The organism is Actinomadura roseirufa, assembly GCF_900659635.1.
GTDB lineage: Bacteria > Actinomycetota > Actinomycetes > Streptosporangiales > Streptosporangiaceae > Spirillospora > Spirillospora roseirufa.
Genome location: NZ_CAACVB010000127.1, coordinates 1 through 22,611, shown reverse-complemented (window position 1 = coordinate 22,611; position 22,611 = coordinate 1). Strand labels below are relative to the sequence as shown.

4 protein-coding genes are annotated in these 22,611 nt (G+C 72.2%); all 4 read right to left on the bottom strand.

All coding sequences use genetic code 11. From position 1 onward, the window contains the following. Positions 1-10: 10 nt before the first annotated feature. The 4 genes from E1291_RS45400 to E1291_RS24550 are packed head-to-tail and all read right to left on the bottom strand — an operon-like array spanning position 11 to position 22,597. The gene (locus E1291_RS45400) at positions 11-3,151 is read right to left on the bottom strand and encodes a type I polyketide synthase (RefSeq protein WP_131740343.1); all 3,141 of its coding nucleotides are present in this window, start codon (positions 3,149-3,151) and stop codon (positions 11-13) included. Between the two features lie 10 nt (positions 3,152-3,161). After that, on the bottom strand, positions 3,162-12,827 hold the full coding sequence (locus tag E1291_RS24560; RefSeq protein WP_131740342.1) for an SDR family NAD(P)-dependent oxidoreductase: 9,666 nt from the start codon (positions 12,825-12,827) through the stop codon (positions 3,162-3,164). A gap of 21 nt (positions 12,828-12,848) precedes the next feature. Beyond that, complete coding sequence (locus tag E1291_RS24555; protein ID WP_131740341.1) at positions 12,849-17,882, bottom strand: type I polyketide synthase; 5,034 nt, start codon at positions 17,880-17,882, stop codon at positions 12,849-12,851. Further along, positions 17,879-22,597, bottom strand: a complete 4,719-nt coding sequence (locus E1291_RS24550; protein WP_207400915.1) for an SDR family NAD(P)-dependent oxidoreductase — start codon at positions 22,595-22,597, stop codon at positions 17,879-17,881. Before E1291_RS24550 ends, E1291_RS24555 begins: the two co-directional genes overlap by 4 nt. Positions 22,598-22,611: the final 14 nt, after the last annotated feature.

The following is a 22,611-nucleotide window of genomic DNA, read 5'->3' as shown; positions in this document are numbered from 1 at the left end:
CCACCGAGATCTACACTCTTTCCCTACACGACGCTCTTCCGATCTCTCGGCGGGGGCACGCGCCCGCGCGGGCGACGACGCCGGCCAGCCGGGCCGCCGCCGCGTCGTCGACCCGCTCGGGCAGATCGACGAGCCCGCCCCAGTTCCCGGGCCGTTCCAGCCTCACCACCTGGCCGAACCCCCAAAGGTGGGCCTGCCGGGCGTCCCGCACGGCCTCGCCGTCGCGGGCCGCCACCGCGCCGCTGGTCACGAACCACACGGGCGTCTGGAGCCCGAGGTCGGCCAGCGCCTGGACGAGCGACACCGACAGCGGCAACGCCGACGGCAGCACCGGATGCCGGGGATGGCTCCCCGCCGAGAGCGCGGCCAGAGAGACGACTCCGGCCGGCGCGCGGCCCGCGAGCGCGGCGGCGATCCGCCCGGCCAGGCGTGCCCGGTCGGCGTCGGCGGCGTCGACGGGCAGGACGATGACCTCAGCGCCGCCCTGTCCCAAGCCGTTCAGGCAGCGTTGCACCCGGTCGTCCCACCCCGCCGGGGCCACCGCCAGCCAGCGTCCGGTCGGCGTCCCGGCGGCCACGGGGATCGGCTTGAACTCGACCCGGTAGCGCCAGGAGTCGACGGTCTCCCGGGCACGCGGCCAGTAGCGCCGATGCTGGAAAGGGTAGGTGGGCAGGTCCGTGAGTTGTGCCCCGGTCCCCTGATAGAAGGCGGGCCAGTCGACACTGACTCCCCTGGCATGCAGTTCGCCCAGGGCGGTCGCGACGGCGACGTCCTCTGGACGGTCGCGCCGCAGTGTCGGAACGAAATCGTTGGAGTCGCCGAAGGTGGAGAGAATGGCGTCGGGGCCGAGTTCCAGGAAGGTGGAAACCCCGGCCTCTCGAAGTGCGGCTATGGCATCGGCGAACCGGACCGGACGCCTCACCTGCTCCACCCAATACTCAGGATGAGTGAGATCTCCTCCGGCGGTCGAGACGATCGGGATCTGCGGCTCACCGAACGACAACCCGGCGACCACCTGCCGGAACTCCTCCAGCATCGGATCCATCAACGGCGAATGGAACGCGTGCGACACCTTCAGCCGCCGCGTTTTCTCAAACCGATTCGCGATCTCCATGACCTCGGCTTCGGCACCAGAGATCACCACCGAGCGTGGACCGTTGACCGCCGCGATGGACACCAGACCGGTCAACAACGGAACGACCTCCGCCTCGGGCGCCTGAATCGCCACCATCACGCCACCCGCCGGAAGCGCCTGCATCAACCGACCGCGCGCCTCCACCAAACGAACCGCATCCTCCAGGCTGAGCACACCGGCCACATGCGCAGCCGCGACTTCACCGACCGAATGACCCACCAGGAAATCCGGCCGGACACCCCACGACTCGAACAACCGGAACAACGCGACCTCAAGCGCGAACAACGCGGGCTGCGCCACATCCGTCCGCTCCAGATCCCCATCCGGAACACGGCCGACCGCCTCGAACGCCTCCGGATAGGCCGCATGAAGGTCACGCCCCATCCCGGCGCGCTGAGAGCCCTGCCCGGTGAACATGAACGCCAGCCGCCCACCGGAAATCACCCGACGCGGGACCACACCGCCATCGACCACCACACCCCGATAATCGAACTGCGACCGCGACTTCACCAGCGACCAGCCCACATCCACCGGAGACGCATCGGCGAGCGAATGGAGCCGAGCGGCTTGGGCTCGCACCGCGTCACGGCTCTTTCCCGACACCACCCACGGCACCGGGCGTGAAACCCGCTCGCCAGCCGACGCGACGGGTACCGACTCCACGATGACGTGGGCGTTCGTCCCGGAAATACCAAACGACGACACACCCGCCCGACGCGGACGATCCACCTCCGGCCACGAAACGGCCTCAGTCGCCAACTCCACCGATCCCGACGACCAGTCGACCTTTGGTGTCGGTTCGTCCACGTGCAAGGTCTTGGGCACCAGCCCGTGGCGCATCGCCTGGACCATCTTGATGATTCCGGCGGCTCCGGCGGCGGCCTGAGCATGCCCCAGGTTCGACTTCACCGACCCCAGCAACAACGGACGGCCATCCTCACGACCCTGCCCATACGTCGCCAGCAACGCCTGCGCCTCGATCGGATCGCCCAGCGCCGTCCCCGTCCCGTGCGCCTCCACCACGTCCACGTCAGCGGCCGTCAAGCCCGCGTTCGCCAAAGCGTTCTGGATGACCCGCTGCTGGGACGGGCCGTTCGGAGCGGTCAAACCGTACGAGGCACCGTCCTGGTTCACCGCCGACCCGCGCACGACCGCGAGCACCCGGTGCCCATTGCGCTCGGCGTCCGACAAGCGCTCCAACAGCAACAGCCCGACGCCCTCCGACCAGCCCGTCCCATCCGCAGCCGCCGCGAACGACTTGCACCGCCCATCCGCAGCCAGACCCCGCTGACGCGAAAAGCCGACGAACGTCCCAGGCGTCGCCATCACCGTGACCCCGCCCGCCAACGCCAGCGAACACTCCCCGGATCGAAGCGCCTGGGCCGCGAGATGCACGGCGACCAGCGAGGACGAGCACGCCGTGTCGACCGTCACCGCCGGTCCTTCCAGGCCGAGGTGATATGCCACCCGGCCCGACGCGATACTCCCGCCCACACCGACGAAACCTTCCAGTTCGCCCGCCTCGGCCGAACCGTCGATGACGTCGCCGTAGTCCTGGTACATGAGCCCGGCGAAGACACCGGTGCCGCTGCCGCGCAGGGCGATGGGGTCGATGCCCGCCGATTCCACCGCCTCCCAGGCGACCTCCAGCAACAGTCGATGCTGCGGATCCATCGCCACCGCCTCACGCGGCGAGATCCCGAAGAACGCGGCATCGAACTCGTCCGCGCCGTCGAGGAATCCGCCCTGGACGACGTGGGTCGTGCCGGGGTGGTCCGGGTCCGGGTCGTAGAGCCGCGTGGCGTCCCATCCCCGGTCGGCCGGAAAGGCGCCGATCGCGTCACCGCCGGTGACGAGCAGGTCCCACAGGTCGTCCGGCGAGGACACGCCTCCGGGGAAGCGGCATCCCATGCCCACGATCGCCACCGGGCCGGGTTCGGTGAGCTCGCGCAGCCGCGCCACCTCCTTGAGCGAGGCGCGGAGGGCGGCGGCGAGACGGTCGTTCGAGGCATTCATCGTGGCCTGCTCAGCGGTCGGTGAACGTGGCTGCCATCTGGATCAGGTCCTCGATGGCCATGGTGTCGATGTCGTCCTCCCGTGGGCCGGGGGCCCGTGCGGCGGGGGCGTCCGGAGCGAGGCGGATGCCCAGATGGGAGGCCAGCGCGGCGGGGTTGGGGTAATCGAACACGAGCGTGGCGGGAAGGCGAAGGCCGGTGAGGGCGCCCAACTCATTGCGAAGTTCGACCCCGGTCAGCGAGTCGAACCCGAGCTCGCCGAACGGCTGGTCCGCCACGACCGCCTCGGGTCCGGGGAATCCGAGGACGGCGGCGACCCGCTCTCGGACGATCTCCAGCAGGAGGGCGTCCCGTTCCGCCGGGGCCGCCTCCACGAGCCTCGTCCTCAGGGAGCCCGTCCCGGCGCGGCCGGCACGGGCTGCCCGCCGCTTGGGTCGTATCAGGACGCGCAGTAGATGCGGGATCTCCTGCCTTTCCGCGATGGCACCGGAGTCCAAGGCGACCGGTACCAGGTGAGGTTCCGAGCCGGACATGGCCGCGTCGAGCATCGCCAGTGCCCGCGATGTGGAGAGCGGTTTGATACCGGACGACCGGAGACGGCGGAGGTCAGCCTCGTCCAGGCGCCCGCCCATGCCGTCGGCCCACAGGCCCCAGGCGAGCGAGAGCCCGGGGAGGCCGGACGCGACGCGGTGGCGGGCCAGGGCGTCGAGGAAGGCGTTGGCCGCCGCGTAGTTCCCCTGCCCCGCGCTCCCGAACACCCCGGCAGCCGAAGAGAACATCACGAACGCCGACAGATCACGATCAGCGGTCAGCTCATGCAGATACCAGGCCGCCTCCGCCTTCGGACCGAACACCGCGTCGAGCCGCCCGGCCGTCAGCGTCTCCACCGTCCCGTCGTCGAGGACGCCCGCCAGGTGCACGACCGCGCGCAGGTCCTCGGTCTCGGCGACCGCCTCGGCCAGTCGGCCCCGGTCGGTGACGTCGCAGGCCACGATGGACACCTCGGCGCCGAGGCCCGCCAGCTCCGCGCGGAGTTCGGCGGCACCGGGCGCGTCCGGGCCCCGCCGACCGAGCAGCACCAGGCGCCGGGCGCCCGGCCCGGCGGCGAGATGCCGTGCCACGGCCGCACCCAGGCCGCCCGTCCCGCCCGTGACCAGCACGGTGCCGCCGGCCGCCCACGTCCCGCCGGTGACCTCGGCGCGGACCAGCCGCGGGACGAGGATCTCGCCGCCCCGGACCGCCACCTCCGGTTCGCCCATCGCCAGCGCCCGGGGCGGATCGACGGGCCCGTCCGCGTCCACCAGGACGAACCGGCCCGGATGCTCGGCCTGCGCCGAGCGGACCAGGCCGGAGACCACCGCCTGCGCGGGGCCCGCGTCCGCTCTGGTGACGAACACGAGCGGCGCATCGTCCTCCGCGTCCGCGAGCCGCTCCTGAATCGCCGCCAAGGTCCTGTGCGCGAGGTCGCGTGCGGTGGTCACCGTGTCGCCCTCGCCCGGTTCGAAGGATGCGACGGTGAACCGGGAGACCTCGGTGCGCGGTTCGGCGGGTCTCCAATCCACGCGGAACAGGGATCCCCCGCCGGGAGTCCGCTCACTTCGCGCCGGACGCGTCCGGACGGTCTCGATCACCGCGACCGGCCGCCCGTGCGCGTCCGCCGCGTCCAGCCGCATCCCCTCACCGCTCGGGCCGATCCTCACGCGCAGTTCGGTGGCCTCCACCGCGAAGATCGCGATCCCAGTGAGACTGAATGGCAGTTCGGGGCCGTCCTCTGGGGAGCCGCGCAGGATCCCGCCGTGGAAGGCCGCGTCCAGAAGAATCGGATGCAGGCCGAACCCTGCGGGATCGACGCCCTCTGGCAACACGACGTGCGTGTAGACCACGTCCCCGTCCCGCCAGGCCGCGCGGACCCCTTGGAAGGCCGGACCGTACTCCAGGCCGATCGCGGCCAGCCGATCGTAGAGCGAGTCCACCGGCACCTGTTCGGCCGTCGCCGGTGGCCACTGATCCTGGACGAGGCCCACCGGTGGCTCGCCTCCGTTCAGCACGGCCGTAGCGTGGGTCGTCCACGCGCCGTCCGCGCCTTGCGAGTGCAGAGTCGCGGTGCTGCGGGCCGTGTCGTCCGTGTGGGTGACGGCGATGCGGAGCGGACGTGATTCCCCTGCCGCGAGGACCATCGGGGCCTGGAGGTCGAGCTCGTCGATCCGGTCGTGCTCCCCTTGAAGCAGAAGGTCGACGAAGAGTGCCCCTGGGACGACCACGGTCCCCTCGACCACGTGATCGGCCAGCCATGGGCACGAGGCGAGATCGATCCTCCCGGTGACGAGCAGGCCGTCCGGCAGTTCCACGAGGTCGTCCAGGAGCGACGGACGGTGCGACCAGTAACGCCGATGCTCGAAGGGGTAGGTGGGCAGGTCAGTGAGTTGAGCGCCGGTGCCCTCATAGAAGGCAGGCCAATCGACCGCGACGCCCCTTGTGTGAAGCTCACCCAAGGCGGTGGCGACGGCGACGTCCTCTGGACGGTCACGCCGCAGTGTCGGAACGAAATCGTCGGAGTCGCCGAAGGTGGACAGAACGGCGTCGGGGCCGAGTTCCATGAAGGTCGAAACCCCAGCCTCTCGAAGTGTGGCTATGGCGTCGGTGAAGCGGACCGGACGCCTCACCTGCTCCACCCAATACTCAGGATGAGTGAGATCTCCTCCGGCGGTCGACACGATCGGGATCTGCGGCTGCGCGAACGACAACCCGGCGACCACCTGCCGGAACTCCTCAAGAATCGGATCCATCAACGGCGAATGGAACGCGTGAGACACCCTGAGCCGCCGCGTTTTCTCGAACCGCGCCGCGACCTCCATGACCTCAGCTTCGGCACCAGAGATCACCACCGAGCGCGGACCATTGACCGCCGCGATGGACACCAGACCGGTCAACAACGGAACGACGTCCGTCTCCGCAGCCTGAATCGCCACCATCACGCCACCCGCCGGAAGCGCCTGCATCAACCGACCGCGCGCCTCCACCAGACGAACCGCGTCCTCCAAAGACAAGACCCCGGCCACGTGCGCAGCCGCGACCTCGCCCACCGAATGACCCACCAAGAAGTCCGGCCGGACACCCCACGACTCGAACAACCGGAACAACGCGACCTCAAGCGCGAACAACGCGGGCTGCGCCACATCCGTCCGCTCCAGATCCCCATCCGGAACACGGCCGACCGCCTCGAACGCCTCCGGATAGGCCGCATGAAGTTCGCGTCCCATCCCCACGCGTTGGGCGCCTTGACCCGTGAACATGAACGCCAACCCACCGGCACGCACCCGCCGAGGCGTCACCGAGCCGTTGACCACCACACCCCGGTAATCGAACTGCGCCCGCGACGACACCAACGACCAGCCCACATCCACCGCGGACGCATCGGTGACCGACCCCAATCGGTCGGCCTGGGCCCGCACCGCCTCCGGTGACCTCCCCGACACCACCCATGGCACCGGGCGTGAAACCCGCTCGCCGACCGGCGCGACGGATACCGACTCCACGATGACGTGGGCGTTCGTCCCGGAAATACCGAACGACGACACACCCGCCCGACGCGGACGATCCACCTCCGGCCACGGAACGGCCTCAGTTGCCAACTCCACCGCACCCGACGACCAGTCGACATGCGGGGACGGCTCGTCCACGTGCAGCGTCGCCGGGACGATCCCATGGCGCATCGCCTGGACCATCTTGATGATTCCGGCGGCTCCAGCGGCGGCCTGAGTATGCCCCAGGTTCGACTTCACCGACCCCAGCAACAACGGACGGACGGCCTCACGACCCTGCCCATACGTCGCCAGCAACGCCTGCGCCTCAATCGGATCGCCCAGCGCCGTGCCCGTCCCGTGCGCCTCCACCACGTCCACATCGGACGAAGCCAGCCCCGCACCCGCCAAAGCAGCACGGATCACCCGCTGCTGAGACGGGCCATTCGGCGCCGTCAACCCGTTCGACGCACCGTCCTGATTCACCGCCGAACCACGCACCACCGCCAGCACCCGATGGCCATTGCGCTCCGCATCCGACAGACGCTCAAGAACCAGCAGCCCGACGCCCTCCGACCAGCCCGTCCCATCCGCAGCCGCCGCGAACGACTTGCACCGCCCATCCACGGCCAGACCCCGCTGACGCGAGAAGCCGACGAACGTCCCAGGCGTCGCCATCACCGTGACCCCGCCCGCCAACGCCAGCGAACACTCCCCTGAACGAAGCGCCGCCGCAGCCCAATGCAAGGCGACCAGGGAAGAAGAGCACGCCGTGTCGACCGTCACCGCCGGCCCTTCCAACCCCAGGTGATAAGCCACCCGACCAGATGCGACACTCCCGCCCACACCGGCGAAGCCCTCGTCCGTCTCGCTGTAGTCGTGGTACATCACCCCGGCGAAGACACCGGTGCGGCTGCCGCGCAGGGTGATGGGGTCGATGCCCGCCGATTCCACCGCCTCCCAGGCGACCTCCAGCAACAGTCGATGCTGCGGATCCATCGCCACCGCCTCACGGGGCGATATCCCGAAGAACGCGGCATCGAACGCCGCCGCCTCGTGGAGGAAACCGCCTTTGCGCGTGTAGGAGGTCCCATGGTGATCCGGGTCGGGGTGATAGAGCGCTTCGAGGTCCCAGCCCCGGTCCGAGGGGAAGTCTCCGATGCCGTCGCCGCCGTGACGGACCAGGTCCCACAGGCTGTCCGGAGATGTCACGCCGCCCGGGAAACGGCACCCCATCCCCACGATCGCGATCGGGTCGCCGGAGGTGACGGCGGCCGTCCGGGCCGGTGCGGCCGGGGCGGCGCCGAGCACCTCGCCGTGAAGGTGGTCGGCCAGGGCGATGGGTGTGGGGTGGTCGAACAGGAGCGTGGCGGGCAGGCGCAACGCAGTCGCGGCGTTCAGGCGGTTGCGGAGTTCCAGACTCGTCAGGGAGTCGAAACCGATCTCGTTGAACGCCCGTTCCGGCGCGACGTCCTCGGGCCCGGCGAAGCCGAGAACGGAGGCGATCTCAGTGCAGACGATCCCGAGGAGGAACGTGCGGCGTTCCGTCCGGGTCAGCCCCGCGATCCGCTGCGAGAGGCCATCGGCGGCCTGTTCCGTCGCGGTGGCCGCACGGCGGGCCGGTCGCACGAGCCGGCGGAGCAGGGGAGGCACCGGCGGCCGGGCCGCGAGGACCGCGACGTCCAGTTTGGCGGGCACGAGAACCGGATCGTCCTGGACGATGGCCGCGTCGAGAAGGGCCAGGCCGTCCTCGGTCGGCATCGTGGGCATGCCGGAGGTCCGCAGACGGCGGCGTGCGGCACCGGTCAGGGCGTCCGCCATGCCGGTGTCCCATGGCCCCCACGCGAGGGAGTGCGCCGGAAGCCCGATCGAGACCCGGTGCCGGGCCAGGGCGTCGAGGAAGGCGTTGGCCGCCGCGTAGTTCCCCTGCCCCGCGCTCCCGAACACCCCGGCAGCCGAAGAGAACATCACGAACGCCGACAGATCACGATCAGCGGTCAGCTCATGCAGATACCAGGCCGCCTCCGCCTTCGGACCGAGCACCGCGTCGACGCGTTCGCCGGTCAGTGCCCCGACCGTGCCGTCATCGAGCGCACCGGCCAGGTGGACGACCGCGCGGAGGTCCTTGATGCCCGCCAGGAGCGAGGCCAGATCCTCCCGATCCGAGACGTCGCAGGACACCACCGCCACCTCGGCGCCCGTGACCGTCAGGTCGGGGACGGGCCGGCCCCGGCGGCTCGCCAGGACGAGCCGGCGCACCCCGTGACTCGTCACCAGGTGCCGTGCCACCGCGCTGCCGAGCGCGCCGGTGCCCCCGGTGATCAGAACCGTTCCGCCGGCGGGCCACGGCACGCCACGCCCGGGGCCGGAGGGCACGACGCGGGCCAGGCGCGGTACGAGGACCGCACCGTCACGGACCGCCACCTCCGGCTCGCCGGTGGCCAGGACCGCACCGAGATCCACCGGCCCGTCGGCGTCGACCAGGACGAACCGGCCCGGATGCTCGGCCTGCGCCGACCGCACCAGTCCGGCCACCGCCCCGTACACCGGTTCCCGCGCCCCGTCCATCACGAAGACCGTCCGCGACTCGGCCGCCAGGCACTCCCGGATCCGGTCCAACGCCTGCCGGACGGCCTGACGAGTGGCGAGGACCGTGTCGTCGGAGGCGATGCGCAGCGCGGCCACCACCGCGTCCGGTGCCGCCTCCCGCTCTCCCCCGCCGGTGGCCGGGACCCATTCGACGCGGTACAGGGAGTCGACCGGCCGGTGCTGCTCTCGCGGTGCGGGCCGGGAGATGAGTTCCCCGATGGACGCCACCGGCCGCCCCGACGCGTCCGCGAGCGCGATCGAGGCACCGGAGATCCGCACACGGAGTGCGGTGGCACCCGTCGCGTGAAGGGACGCGCCGGTGAAGGCGAAAGGAAGCTCGGTGTCCTCTGGGCGCGGCCCGCGAAGGGCACCGGCGTGGAATGCCGCGTCCAGCAGGGCCGGGTGGATCCCGTAACCGCCCGGGGCGGCCTCTTCTGAAAGCGAGACCTCGGCGTAGACGGCCCGCGCATCACGCCAGGCGGCCCGTACACCTTGGAACGAGGGCCCGTAGACGAGACCGGTTGTGGCGAGGTCGTCATAGAGAGTCGACACCGAGATCTGCTCGGCCCCTGGGGGAGGCCAGACCCCCAAGTCGAATTCGGGCTCCGGCCCGTCCGTCCTGACGGTTCCCTTGGCATGGACGGTCCAGGGCCCATCGGCCGACGGTGCGGAAGAGATGGTGACGGTGGCGTGATTCGTCTCGTCCACCCCAGAGAGGACGACCCGGAGCTCAAGCGTGCCATTGACCGGCACCACCATTGGGGTCTGGAGCGTCAATTCCTCCACGACATCGCACGCGGCGATGTCAGCCGCATGCAAGGCGAGGTCCAGAAAGGCCGCACCGGGCATGAGCACTCTGCCCTCAACGGTGTGATCGGCAAGCCAGGGGTGGGCATCGAGGCCGATCCGTCCTGTGAAAGCCCACCCGTCGGGCAGCGACACCGCCGCGCCCAGGAACGGGTGCGCGGTGGAGGTCACTCCCTCTGCGACCGCCGGAATGTCGAGCCAGTAGCGCTGCCGTTGGAACGCGTAGGTGGGCAGGTCGGTGAGCTGCGCGCCCGTGCCCTCATAGAAGGCGGGCCAGTCGACAGCGACGCCCCTCGCGTGAAGCTCACCCAAGGCGGTGGCTACGGCGGCCTCCTCTGGACGGTCACGCCGCAGCGTCGGGACGAAATCGTCGGAATCGCCGAAGGTAGAAAGAACGGCGTCGGGGCCGAGCTCCAGGAACGTGGACACTCCTGAGTCGCGGAGTGTGGTGATGGCGTCGGCGAACCGGACCGGACGCCTCACCTGCTCCACCCAATACTCAGGATGAGTGAGATCTCCTCCGGCGGTCGACACGATCGGGATCTGCGGCTGCGCGAACGACAACCCGGCGACCACCTGCCGGAACTCCTCCAGCATCGGATCCATCAACGGCGAATGGAACGCGTGCGACACCTTCAGCCGCCGCGTTTTCTCGAACCGTTTCGCGATCTCCATGACCTCGGCTTCGGCACCAGAGATCACCACCGAGCGTGGACCGTTGACCGCCGCGAGACTCACCGATCCCGACAACAACGGCACGACCTCCGCCTCCGCCGCCTGAATCGCCACCATCACGCCACCCACCGGAAGCGCCTGCATCAACCGACCACGCGCCTCCACCAAACGAACCGCATCCTCCAGGCCGAGCACACCCGCCACATGCGCAGCCGCGATCTCGCCCACCGAATGACCCACCAGGAAATCCGGCCGGACACCCCACGACCCGAACAACCGGAACAACGCCACTTCAAGAGCGAACAACGCGGGCTGCGCCACATCCGTCCGCTCCAGATCCCCATCCGGAACACGGCCGACCGCCTCGAATGCCTCCGGATAGGCCGCGTACAAATCCCCACCCATCCCGGCGCGCTGGGAGCCCTGGCCGGTGAACATGAACGCCAATTCACCGGACGACACCCGCCGAGGCGTCACCGACCCGTCGATCACCACACCCCGGTGATCGAACTGCGACCGCGACTTCACCAGCGACCAACCCACGTCGACCGAGGGCGCATCGGCCACCGAAACCAACCGGGCCGCCTGCTCTCTCACAGCCTCCGGGGTTCTGCCCGACACCACCCACGGCACCGGACGCGACGAGCGTTCACCAATCGTGGGTGCCGGGACCGATTCCACGATGACGTGGGCGTTCGTCCCGGAGATACCGAACGACGACACACCCGCCCGACGCGGGCGATCCACCTCCAGCCACGGAACGGCCTCAGTCGCCAATTCCACCGCACCCGACGACCAGTCGACATGCGGGGACGGCTCGTCCACATGCAAGGTCGCCGGGACGACCCCATGGCGCATCGCCTGCACCATCTTGATGACCCCGGCCACCCCCGCCGCCGCCTGCGAATGACCGAAGTTCGACTTCACCGACCCCAGCAGCAACGGACGGACGGCCTCACGGCCCTGCCCATACGTCGCCAGCAACGCCTGCGCCTCAATCGGGTCACCCAGCGGCGTCCCCGTCCCGTGCGCCTCCACCACGTCCACGTCGGACGAAGCCAGCCCCGCACCCGCTAGAGCGGCACGGATCACCCGCTGCTGAGACGGACCATTCGGCGCCGTCAGCCCGTTGGACGCACCGTCCTGATTCACCGCCGACCCGCGCACTACCGCCAGCACCCGATGGCCGTTGCGCTCCGCATCCGGCAAACGCTCAAGAACCAGCAGTCCGATGCCCTCCGACCAGCCCGTCCCGTCCGCGGCCGCCGCGAAGGGCTTGCAGCGGCCGTCCGGCGCGAGGCCGCGCTGGCGCGCGAAGGAGATGAACATCTCGGGCGACGTCATCACGGTCACTCCACCGGCCAGCGCGAGAGCGCACTCCCCCGATCGGAGCGCCTGCATCGCCAGGTGCAGGGCGACGAGGGAGGACGAGCAGGCGGTGTCCACCGTCACCGCCGGGCCCTCCAAGCCCAGGTGGTAGGCCACCCGGCCGGAGGCGAGGCTGCCGCTGCTGCCGCTGCCGAGGTATCCCTCGAACTCTTCCAGGCCGCCGGGGGCGGCGCCGAAGCCACGGCCGGGGACGCTGAGCAGACGCGCGCCATAGTCGCCGTTGACCACACCCGCGTAGACGCCGGTCCGGCTTCCCCGCAGGGCCGCCGGGTCGATACCGGCGTGCTCCAGTGCCTCCCAGGAGGACTCCAGCAGCAGGCGCTGCTGCGGGTCGATCGTGAGCGCCTCCCGCGGGCTGATCCGGAAGAACGCGGCATCGAAGTCGGCGGCGTCCGCCAGGAAGCCGCCCCGCCTCGTGTAGGTCGTGCCCGGGTGGCCGGGGTCCGGGTGGTAGAGCCCGTCCAGGTCCCAGCCGCGGTCTCGGGGGAAGGGCGTGACCGCGTCACGCCCGGCCTCGACGACGGCCCACAGATCGTCGGGCGTGCGGATCCCGCCGGGGTAACGGCAGGCCATCCCCACGATCGCCAGCGGCTCGGAGCCCTGGCCCTCGGCCTCTTCGAGCCGACGGCGCGTCCGGTGCAGGTCGAGCGTCACCCGTTTGAGGTAGTCGCGGAGCTTCTGTTCCGTCGCGTTCACGGACGGCGCCTCCTCACGCGGTCAGCGGGAACCGAGGTCGTTGTCGATGAGCCCGAAGATCTCCTCGTCCGACGCGGCGATGATCTTCTCTTCGACGTCGTCGGGACGGTCCGGGCCGGGATCCGCGACGGCGCCGGAGAGGATCTGGAGCCGCCCGGCGATCTGGGCGCGCTCGGCCTCGTCCAGCGGGACGGCGGCAAGGGCGGCCGACAGCCGGTCGAGCTCGGCCAGCAGCGCCGCCGGCGATCCCGCCGCCGGGCCGGCGCCGGACGTCTCGGCCGCCAGGAACCCGGCCAGGAGCGCCGGGCTGGGGTGGTCGAAGGCCAGCGTCGCCGGGAGGCGGAGACCGCTCAGCGCGCCGAGCCGGTTGCGGAGCTCCACCGAGGTCAGGGAGTCGAAGCCGATCTCTTTGAAGGCGTGGTCCGGTTCGACCGCGGACGGCCCGGGGAGTCCGAGGACCGCCGCCGCCTCCGCCCGGACGATCTCCTGGAGTCGTTCGTGCCGTTCCCGCGGGTCAAGCCCCCGAAGCCGGTCTTCCAGGGAGGCGCCGCCGGTCTCCGCCGCCCCTCCCCCGGTGGGAGGCACGAGCGAGCGGAGCAGAGGCGGGACGTCGCCGCGCCGGCGCAGGTCCCGGGGCACGAGCCGCGTCGCGACCAGCGCGGGCTCCCCGCGCACGGCCCCGGCCGCGTCGAACAGGGCCAGGCCCTGCGGGACGGGCAGCGCCGGGGTACCGGAGGTATCGAGCCTGCGCAGGTCGGCCTCCTTCAGCCGCCCCGCCATCCCGGCCTCCCATGGCCCCCAGGCCAGCGACAGTGCGGGCAGGCCGCGCTCCGCCCGGTGGCGTGCCAGCGCGTCGAGGAAGGAGTTCGCCGCCGCGTAGCCGCCCTGCCCGGGGCCGCCGAACGTCCCGGCGGCCGAGGAGAACAGCACGAACGCGGTGAGCTCCCGATCCCGGGTCAGCTCGTGCAGGTGCCAGGCGGCGTCCACCTTCGGGGCGAGGACGGCGTCCAGACGCTCGCCGGTCATCGACTCCACGACTCCGTCGTCGACGACTCCGGCCGCGTGCACGACGGCGGTCACCGGCGTCGCGGCGAGGAGCCGGGCGAGGGCCGCCCGGTCGGTCACGTCACAGCGCACGATCTCGACGGCCGCCCCCAGCTCGGCGCGCAGGTCTGCGGCTCCGGGGGCGTCCGGTCCCCGCCTGCTCGCCAGGACCAGATGACCGGCTCCGTGCGCCCGGACGAGGTGCCGCGCGACCGCCGCGCCGAGATCTCCGGTCCCACCGGTGATCAGCACGGTGCCCGCCGTCCAGGGACCGGCACCGGGCGGGCCCGGTTCGGGGACGCGGGTCAGGCGCGGTGCGAGGACGCGGCCGTCCACGATCCTCAGCTCCGGTTCGCCGACCGCCAGCGCGGCCGGAAGCACCTCGTGCCACGCGCCGTCACCGACGTCGATGAGCCTGAACCTGCCGGGATTCTCGGCCTGCGCCGACCGGACGAGTCCGGCCACCGCCGCGCCGGCCAGGCCCCGCGTCAGCACCACCAGGGTCGAGTCCGCGTCGGCGGGCCATTCCCTGAGCCTGGTCAGCGCGTCGCGCGTGAGGCGGTGGGCCTCGGCCACCGGATCGTCGTCGCCGTTCCCGATGAACGAGGCGATCACCACGTCCTGTGGTTCTCCGCTCGCCGCCTCCGCCGCGACCCACTCGACCTTGAGGAGCCGCGCGTCGGACAGGGCGCCCGCCGCCGGACGGGACGAGTAGGAGGAGACGGTGGCCACGGGATTCCCCGAGGCGTCCGCGACGTCGAGCCGCGCCCCGTCCTCTTCAAGTGAGATCCGAATCCGCAGGGCTGAAGGGCGCTTTTTGTGGAGGGAGACCTCGGTGAGGGTGAACAACATCTCAGCTGAGCCCTGCGAGCGGAGGGCGAAATCGGCCTGGAGCGCCGCGTCCAGCAACGCCGGATGGAGGGCGAACTCCTCCAGGTCGAGGTCGACCGGGCAGGCGACCTCGCCGTACAGGACGTCACCGGCCCGCCAAGCCGCCCGGAGGCCGCGAAACGCCGGGCCGTACTCCAGCCCGATCCTCGCGAAATCGTCGTAGAAGCCGGTCAGCGGGACGGGCTCGGCGTCCGGGGGCGGCCACGCCTCGAAGGAGAAACGAGGTGTGAGCGCCTCCGATGCCAGAACACCCGTGCAGTGGGTCGTCCAGGTCTCGTCTCCACCTTGGGAATGGACGGACACGGTACGGCGCCCCGTGTCATCGGGGTCCGCGACGACGACGCGGAGCGGCGGCGAGTCGGTGGCCGTGAGGACCATCGGGGACTGGAGATTGACCTCCTCCAGCCGGCCGTAGCCGACATGAGCGGCGGCTTCCAAAAGAAGAATGACGAAGAGGGCGCCCGGGACCACCGTCGCCCCGTTGATGACGTGGTCCGCCAGCCACGGGTACGAGGCAAGATCGATCGTCCTGGTGATGAGCAGGCCGTCCGGCACCGCGATAGGAGCTTTGAGGAGCGAAGCACGGCGCGGCCAATGGCGCTCATGCTGGAAGGGGTAAGTCGGCAGGGCGGTGAGTTGCGCGCCGGTGCCCTCATAGAAGGCAGGCCAGTCGACGCTGACGCCCCTGGCGTGCAGTTCTCCCAAGGCGGTGGCGACGGCGACGTCCTCTGGACGGTCACGCCGCAGTGTCGGAACGAAATCGTCGGAGTCGCCGAAGGTGGACAGAACGGCGTCGGGGCCGAGTTCCAAGAAGGTGGACACCCCGGCCTCTCCGAGTGTGGTGATGGCGTCGGCGAACCGGACCGGACGCCTCACCTGCTCCACCCAATACTCAGGATGAGTGAGATCTCCTCCGGCGGTCGACACGATCGGGATCTGCGGCTGCGCGAACGACAACCCGGCGACCACCTGCCGGAACTCCTCCAGCATCGGATCCATCAACGGCGAATGGAACGCGTGCGACACCTTCAGCCGCCGCGTTTTCTCAAACCGCGCCGCGACCTCCATGACCTCGGCCTCGGCGCCCGATACCACCACCGAGCGTGGGCCGTTGACCGCCGCGAGACTCACCGATCCCGACAACAACGGCACGACCTCCGCCTCCGCCGCCTGAATCGCCACCATCACGCCCCCCGCCGGAAGCGCCTGCATCAACCGACCACGCGCCTCCACCAGACGAACCGCGTCCTCCAAAGACAAGACCCCGGCCACATGCGCAGCCGCGACTTCACCGACCGAATGACCCACCAAGAAGTCCGGGCGCACACCCCACGACTCGAACAACCGGAACAACGCGACCTCAAGCGCGAACAACGCGGGCTGCGCCACATCCGTCCGTTCCAAGTCGCCGGCCCCAACACGGCCGACGGCTTCGAACGCTTCTGGATAGGCCGCGTACAACTCCCCGCCCATTCCGGCGCGCTGGGAGCCCTGGCCGGTGAACATGAACGCCAGCCGCCCACCGGAATTCACCCGACGCGGGACCACACCGCCATCGACCACCACACCCCGGTATTCGAACTGTGTGCGTGAACTCGCCAGTGACCAGCCCACATCCACCGGCGATGCGTCGGCCACCGAATCCAGGCGGACGGCTTGGGCCCGCACCGCCTCCGGTGACTTCCCGGCCACCACCCACGGCACCGCGCGGGAGACGCGCTCGCCACCGGCGGCCTTGGGGGCGGCCTCCACGATGACGTGGGCGTTCGTCCCGGACATGCCGAACGACGACACGCCCGCCCGGCGGGGACGATCCGTGTCCGGCCACGGAACGGCCTCGGTCACGAGTTCGACCGCGCCGGACGACCAGTCGATCTGCCGGGTCGGCTCGTCCAGGTGCAGCGTCGCGGGGACGACGCCGTGGCGCATCGCCTGGACCATCTTGATGATCCCGGCCATCCCGGCCGCCGCCTGGGCATGGCCGATGTTCGACTTGACCGAGCCGAGGAGCAGGGAGCGGCCCGGCGCCCGCCCCTGCCCATAGGTGGCGAGCAACGCCTGTGCCTCGATCGGATCGCCCAGCGGTGTCCCCGTCCCGTGCGCCTCCACCACATCCACGTCGGACGAACCCAGCCCCGCACTCGCCAAAGCGGCACGGATCACCCGCTGCTGAGACGGGCCATTCGGCGCCGTCAACCCATTCGACGCACCATCCTGATTCACCGCCGAACCACGCACCACCGCCAGCACCCGACGGCCATTGCGCTCGGCATCCGACAGACGCTCCAACACCAGCACGCCGACGCCCTCCGACCAGACGGCGCCGTCGGCTCCGGACGCGAACGCCTTGCACCGCCCATCGACCGCCAGGGCCCGCTGCCGCGAGAACTCCACGAACGAGTCGGGTGTGGACATCACGGTGACGCCGCCCGCCAGGGCCAGCGTCACCTCTCCGGCGCGGAGCGCCCCGGCGGCCAGATGCAGAGCGACGAGAGAGGACGAGCAGGCGGTGTCCACCGTCACCGCCGGGCCCTCCAGCCCCAGGTGGTAGGCCACCCGGCCGGAGATGATGCTGCCCTCGCGTCCGGTGCCGAGGTGACCCTCCAGTTCGGGAGGGAAGGCGAAATGGCCGGAGACGTACGTGCTGTTGAGGGCGCCGATGTAGACGCCGGCGCGCTCGCCGCGCAGGGCGGACGGGTCGATTCCGGCGGACTCGACGGCTTCCCAGGAGACTTCCAGCGCCTGGCGCTGCTGCGGGTCCATCGCGAGCGCCTCGCGCGGCGAGATCCCGAAGAAGCCCGCATCGAAACCTCCCGGATCGTCGAGGAACCCGCCCCGCGTCACATACGTCCGGCCAGATCGGTCGGGGTCCGGGTCGAACAGGGCGCCGAGGTCCCAGCCGCGATCCGTGGGGAAGTCACCGACGGTCTCGCGGCCGGCGGCCACGGCCGCCCACAGCGCGGCGGGCGAGGCGATCCCGCCGGGGAACCGGCAGGCCATGCCGATCACGGCGACGGGCTCGCGGTCGCGGGACTCCAGCTCCGAGATCCGCTCCTGGGCCCGCCGGAGGTCGGTCGCGGCCCGGCGCAGGTAGTCGAGGTACTTCCGGTCGCCGGTCATGTTGGCAGCCCCCGGTCGAAGAAGTCGAAGAGCTCCTCCGCCGTCGCCGAGCCGAGGTCGGTGTCCGGCGCCGCCTCGGCGGGGACGTCGTAGGCGGCCAGCAGCGTCCGCAGCCGCGTGACGATCTCGCCGCGGGCGCCCGCGCCGGCGGCGAGCCCGGCGAGGGTCGCCTCGACGCGGTCGAGCGCACCGATGACCGACGCCTCCGGGAGATCCTCCGGGAGATCCTCCGGGAGGTGCTTCGCGCGGATCTCCGCCAGCAGGAAGCGGGCGATGGCGCCGATCGACGGATGGTCGAAGGCCAGGGTGGCGGGAAGCCGCAGGGCCGTGTCGCGGGCGAGCCTGTTGCGCAGCTCGACGGCGGTGAGGGAGTCGAAACCGAGGTCCCGCAGCGCCCGCTCGTCGTCGACCGCCGCGGACCCGGCATGGCCCAGGACGACGGCGACGTGCTCCCGGATCCGGTCGGCCAGCCGCGGCAGCCGGTCCGCCTCGGGAAGCGCGACGAGGTCGTCCACGAGGGTCGCGCGGGAACCGCCGCCGCCGGACGCGGCGGACGGCCGGCGGACGCCGGGCGGCGCGGCCGGTGCGCGCAGCAGGCCCGGTACCGTTCCCGCCGCGTCCGCGGCGCGGACCACCGCCCAGTCGACCGGCATCGGGACGACGAGGGGCCGGTCGGCTGCGTACCCGGCGTCGAAGAGCTCCAGGCCCCGCGCGGTGCCGATCGGGACGCCGCCCGCGCGGCGCATGCGGTGCAGGTCGGCGTCGCCGAGACGCGCCGTCAGCTCGGTCCGCTCGGCCCAGAACCCCCAGGCCAGGGACGTGGCGGGCAGGCCGGCGGCGCGGCGGCGCGCGGCGAGGGCGTCCAGGAAGGAGTTCGCCGCCGCGTAGCCGCCCTGGCCCGGCTCGCCGAGGACTCCCGCGGCCGAGGAGAACAGGACGAACGCCGACAGCGGCGCGTCCCTGGTCAGCTCGTGCAGGTGCCGGGCCCCGTCCACCTTCGGGCGGAAGACGGTGTCGAGGTGGCCGGGGGTGAGGCCGCCGGCCGTGGCGTCGGCGACCGCGCCCGCCGCGTGCACGACGCCGGTCAGCGGGGCGCCCGCGGGGATCGCCGCGAGCACCGCCGCGAGGGCGCCGCGGTCGGCGACGTCGCACGCGGCGATCGTGACGCGGGCACCGAGCGCCTCCAGGTCGTCCTTCAGCTCGGCCGCGCCGGGCGCGGCCGGTCCTCTCCTGCCGACCAGCAGCAGGTTCCGGACGCCGTGGGCGGCGGCGAGGTGCCGCGCGACGTGGCGGCCCAGCCCGCTCGTCCCGCCGGTGACCAGCACCGTGCCCGAGGGGTCGAAGACGGGCGGCATGGTGAGGACGAGCTTGCCGACATGGCGGGCCTGGGCGAGGAACCGGAACGCCTCCGGCGCGCGTCGGACGTCCCACGCGGCCACCGGTGGAAGGTGCAGGACGCCTTCCGCGAAGAGGGCGAGAACCTCGGTGAGCATGGCGGCGATCCGGTCCGGGCCGGCCTCGTCGAGGTCGAAGGCGCGGTAGGAGACGCCCGGGTGCGCCGCGGCCACCTCGGCGGCGTCCCGGACGTCGGTCTTGCCCATCTCCACGAAGCGGCCGCCGGGCCGCAGCAGCCGCAGCGACGCGTCCACGAACTCGCCGGAGAGGCAGTCGAGCACGACGTCCATGCCGCGGCCGCCGGTGGCGCGGCGGAACCGGTCCTCGAACTCCAGGGTGCGGGACGAGGCGATGTGGTCGTCGTCGAAGCCCTGCGCGCGCAGCACGTCCCACTTGGCCGGGGACGCGGTGGCGAAGACCTCGGCACCGGCGTGCCGGGCGAGCAGCACCGCCGCCGTGCCGACCCCGCCGGTCGCGGCGTGCACCAGTACCCGGTCGCCCGGCCCCGCGGCGGCCAGGTCGCGCAGCGCGTAGCGGGCGGTGAGGAACGCGGCGGGGACGGCGGCGGCCTCGGCGAACGTCCATCCTCCGGGGATCGGCGCGAGGAGCCGCGGGTCGGCGTCGGCGACCGGCCCGAACGCGCCGTCCACCAGGCCGAGGACGCGGTCGCCCGGACGCGGGCCGCGCACGCCCTCACCGACCTCCAGGACGACGCCCGCGGCCTCGGCGCCGATACGGCCGCCGTCCGGGTAGGAGCCGAGGGCGATGAGGACGTCGCGGAAGTTCAGCCCGGCCGCGCGGACTCCGACGCGAACCCGGCCGGGACCCGGCGGCTCAAGCGGCTCGGTGGGGAGCAGCGCGAGGTTCTCCAGCGTGCCGCGCTCGCGCACGTCCAGCCGCCACGGCCGGTCCTCGGGTACGGCGAGCCCGGCGGTGGCCGGGGCGAGGCACGGGACGTGCGGGACGCCGTCGCGCAGCGAGATCACCGGCTCCGCGCTCGCGATCACATCGTCCAGCGCCCGCTCCGACGCCTCGCCGCCGTCGCTCTCCACGAGCCGGAACCGGCCCGGATGCTCACTCTGCGCGCTGCGCACCAGCCCCGCCGCGGCGGCACCGCCCAGCTCACCCGCGCGCGTCACGAACACGACCCGCGCGTCGTCGGCCGCGAGCGCCGCCCGCACCGCCGACAGCGCGGTGAGGGTGACCGCGCGGGGGTCGTCTCCGCGCAGCTCCACGACCTCGGCGTCCGCTCCGTCACCGGTCGGCGTCACCGGCGTCCAGTCCAGGGCCAGCAGGTCCCGGTCGGGGGCCGCGCCCGCCCGCGCCGGGCGGGAGACCAGCGACCCGATCGCCGCGACGGGCGCCCCCACGGCGTCCGCCAGCAGCACCGCCACGCCATCGCCCGCGGGACGCACGCGCACGCGCCCGACCCGGGCGCCCGAGGCGAACACGCTCACGTCCGAGAACGCGAACGGCAGCTCCACGGCTCCGGCCACCGGGCCGCCGAGTCCGGTCACGTGCAGGGCCGCGTCGAGCAGCGCCGGGTGGACGCCGTAACCGGCGACGTCCAGCTCCTCGGGGAGCCCGACCTCCGCGAACCATTCCGGCCCACGCCGCCACGCCGCACGGAGCCCCCGGAAGGTGGGGCCGTATCCGTAGCCCCGGGCGGCGAGAGTCTCGTAGGCGCCGCTCAGGTCCACCGGCTCGGCGCCCGCAGGCGGCCACGTCTCCAGGCCGTCCACCGGGCCGGGGACGCGATCGGCGAGGAGACCGGCGGCGTGGCGGGTCCATCCGTCGTCCCCTCGCGCGTGGACGGTGACGGGACGGCGGCCCGACTCATCCGCCTCCCCCACGTGGACGCGCAGGTCGACGGCCCCGGAGATCGGGAGTGGATTCTCCAGGGTCAGTTCCTCCAGGTGGGAGCAGCCGGCCTCGTCACCGGCGCGGATCACCAGGTCCACCAGCGCCGTCCCCGGCAGCAGCGCCTCGCCCGAGACCGCGTGGTCGGCCAGCCACGGGTGCGAGCCGGGCGACACGCGCCCCGTCAGCACCACGCCACCCGACTGCGGCAACGTCACCGCGGCGCCCGCCAGCGGATGCCCGGCGGCGATACCCAGGTCCGCCACATCGCCCGTCCCGGCCTCGGCGTCCAGCCAGAAACGCCGGTGCTGGAACGCGTACGTCGGCAGCTCCACCGGCGACGCGCCGGGGAGCAGCCGGGACCAGCCGACGGCCACGCCGCCCGTGTACGCCTCGGCGAGCGACAGGAGGAACCGGTCGAGGCCCCCTTCGCCGCGCCGCAGCGAACCGGTCACGACCCCGGCGGCCCCGGCCTCGTGCAACGTCTCCTGGACGCCCAGGGTGAGGACCGGGTGTGGGCTGCACTCGACGAACGCCGTGAAGCCGTCGGCGGCGAGGTCCTTCACCGCGGCGGCGAACCGGACGGGCTCGCGGAGGTTGCGGTACCAGTACCCGGCGTCGCACGCGGAGGTGTCGATGACGTCGCCGTCCACCGTCGAGTAGAACGGCACGCGCGCCGACCGGGGCCGGACCGGCTCCAGCAGGCCGAGGATCTCGTCTCGGACCTGCTCGACCCGCGCGGAGTGCGCGGCGTAGTCCACCGGGATCCGGCGGGCCCGCACGTCGACCAGCGCGGCCCGTTCGAGCAGTTCGGCCACCGCCGCGGCGTCGCCGGAGACGGCCACCGAGCCGGACCCGTTCACCGCGGCGATGGACAGCCGGTCCTCCCACGGCGCGATCAGTACCTCCGCCTCCCGCGCCGGCAGCCCGACCGACGCCATGCCGCCGCCGCCCGCCAGCGCGGCCAGGACGCGGCTGCGCAGCGCGACCACGCGCGCGGCGTCGCGCAACGTCAGCGCGCCCGCCACGCACGCCGCCGCGATCTCGCCCTGGCTGTGCCCGACCACCATCGCCGGTTCGACGCCGTGGGCCCGCCACACCTCCGCCAGCGACACCATGACCGCCCACAGCACCGGCTGCACCACGTCCACCCGGTCCAGCGGGGGCGCGCCGTCCTCGCCCCGCAGGACGGACAGCGGCGACCAGCCGGTGAACTCCGCCACGGCGGCCGAGCACTCGGCCATCCGCGCGGCGAAGGCCGGCGAGGAGCCGAGCAGCCCCAGCGCCATGCCCTCCCACTGGCCGCCCTGGCCGGGGAACACGAAGACGACCCGCCCGTCCGGCACCGCCTCGCCCTGGACCAGCACCGCCTCGCCCTGGACCACGCCGGGCGCCGTGCCGCCGGCCGCGACGGCGTCCAGCCCGGCCAGCAGCGCGTCCCGGCCGGAGCCGAGGACCACGGCACGCCGCTCCA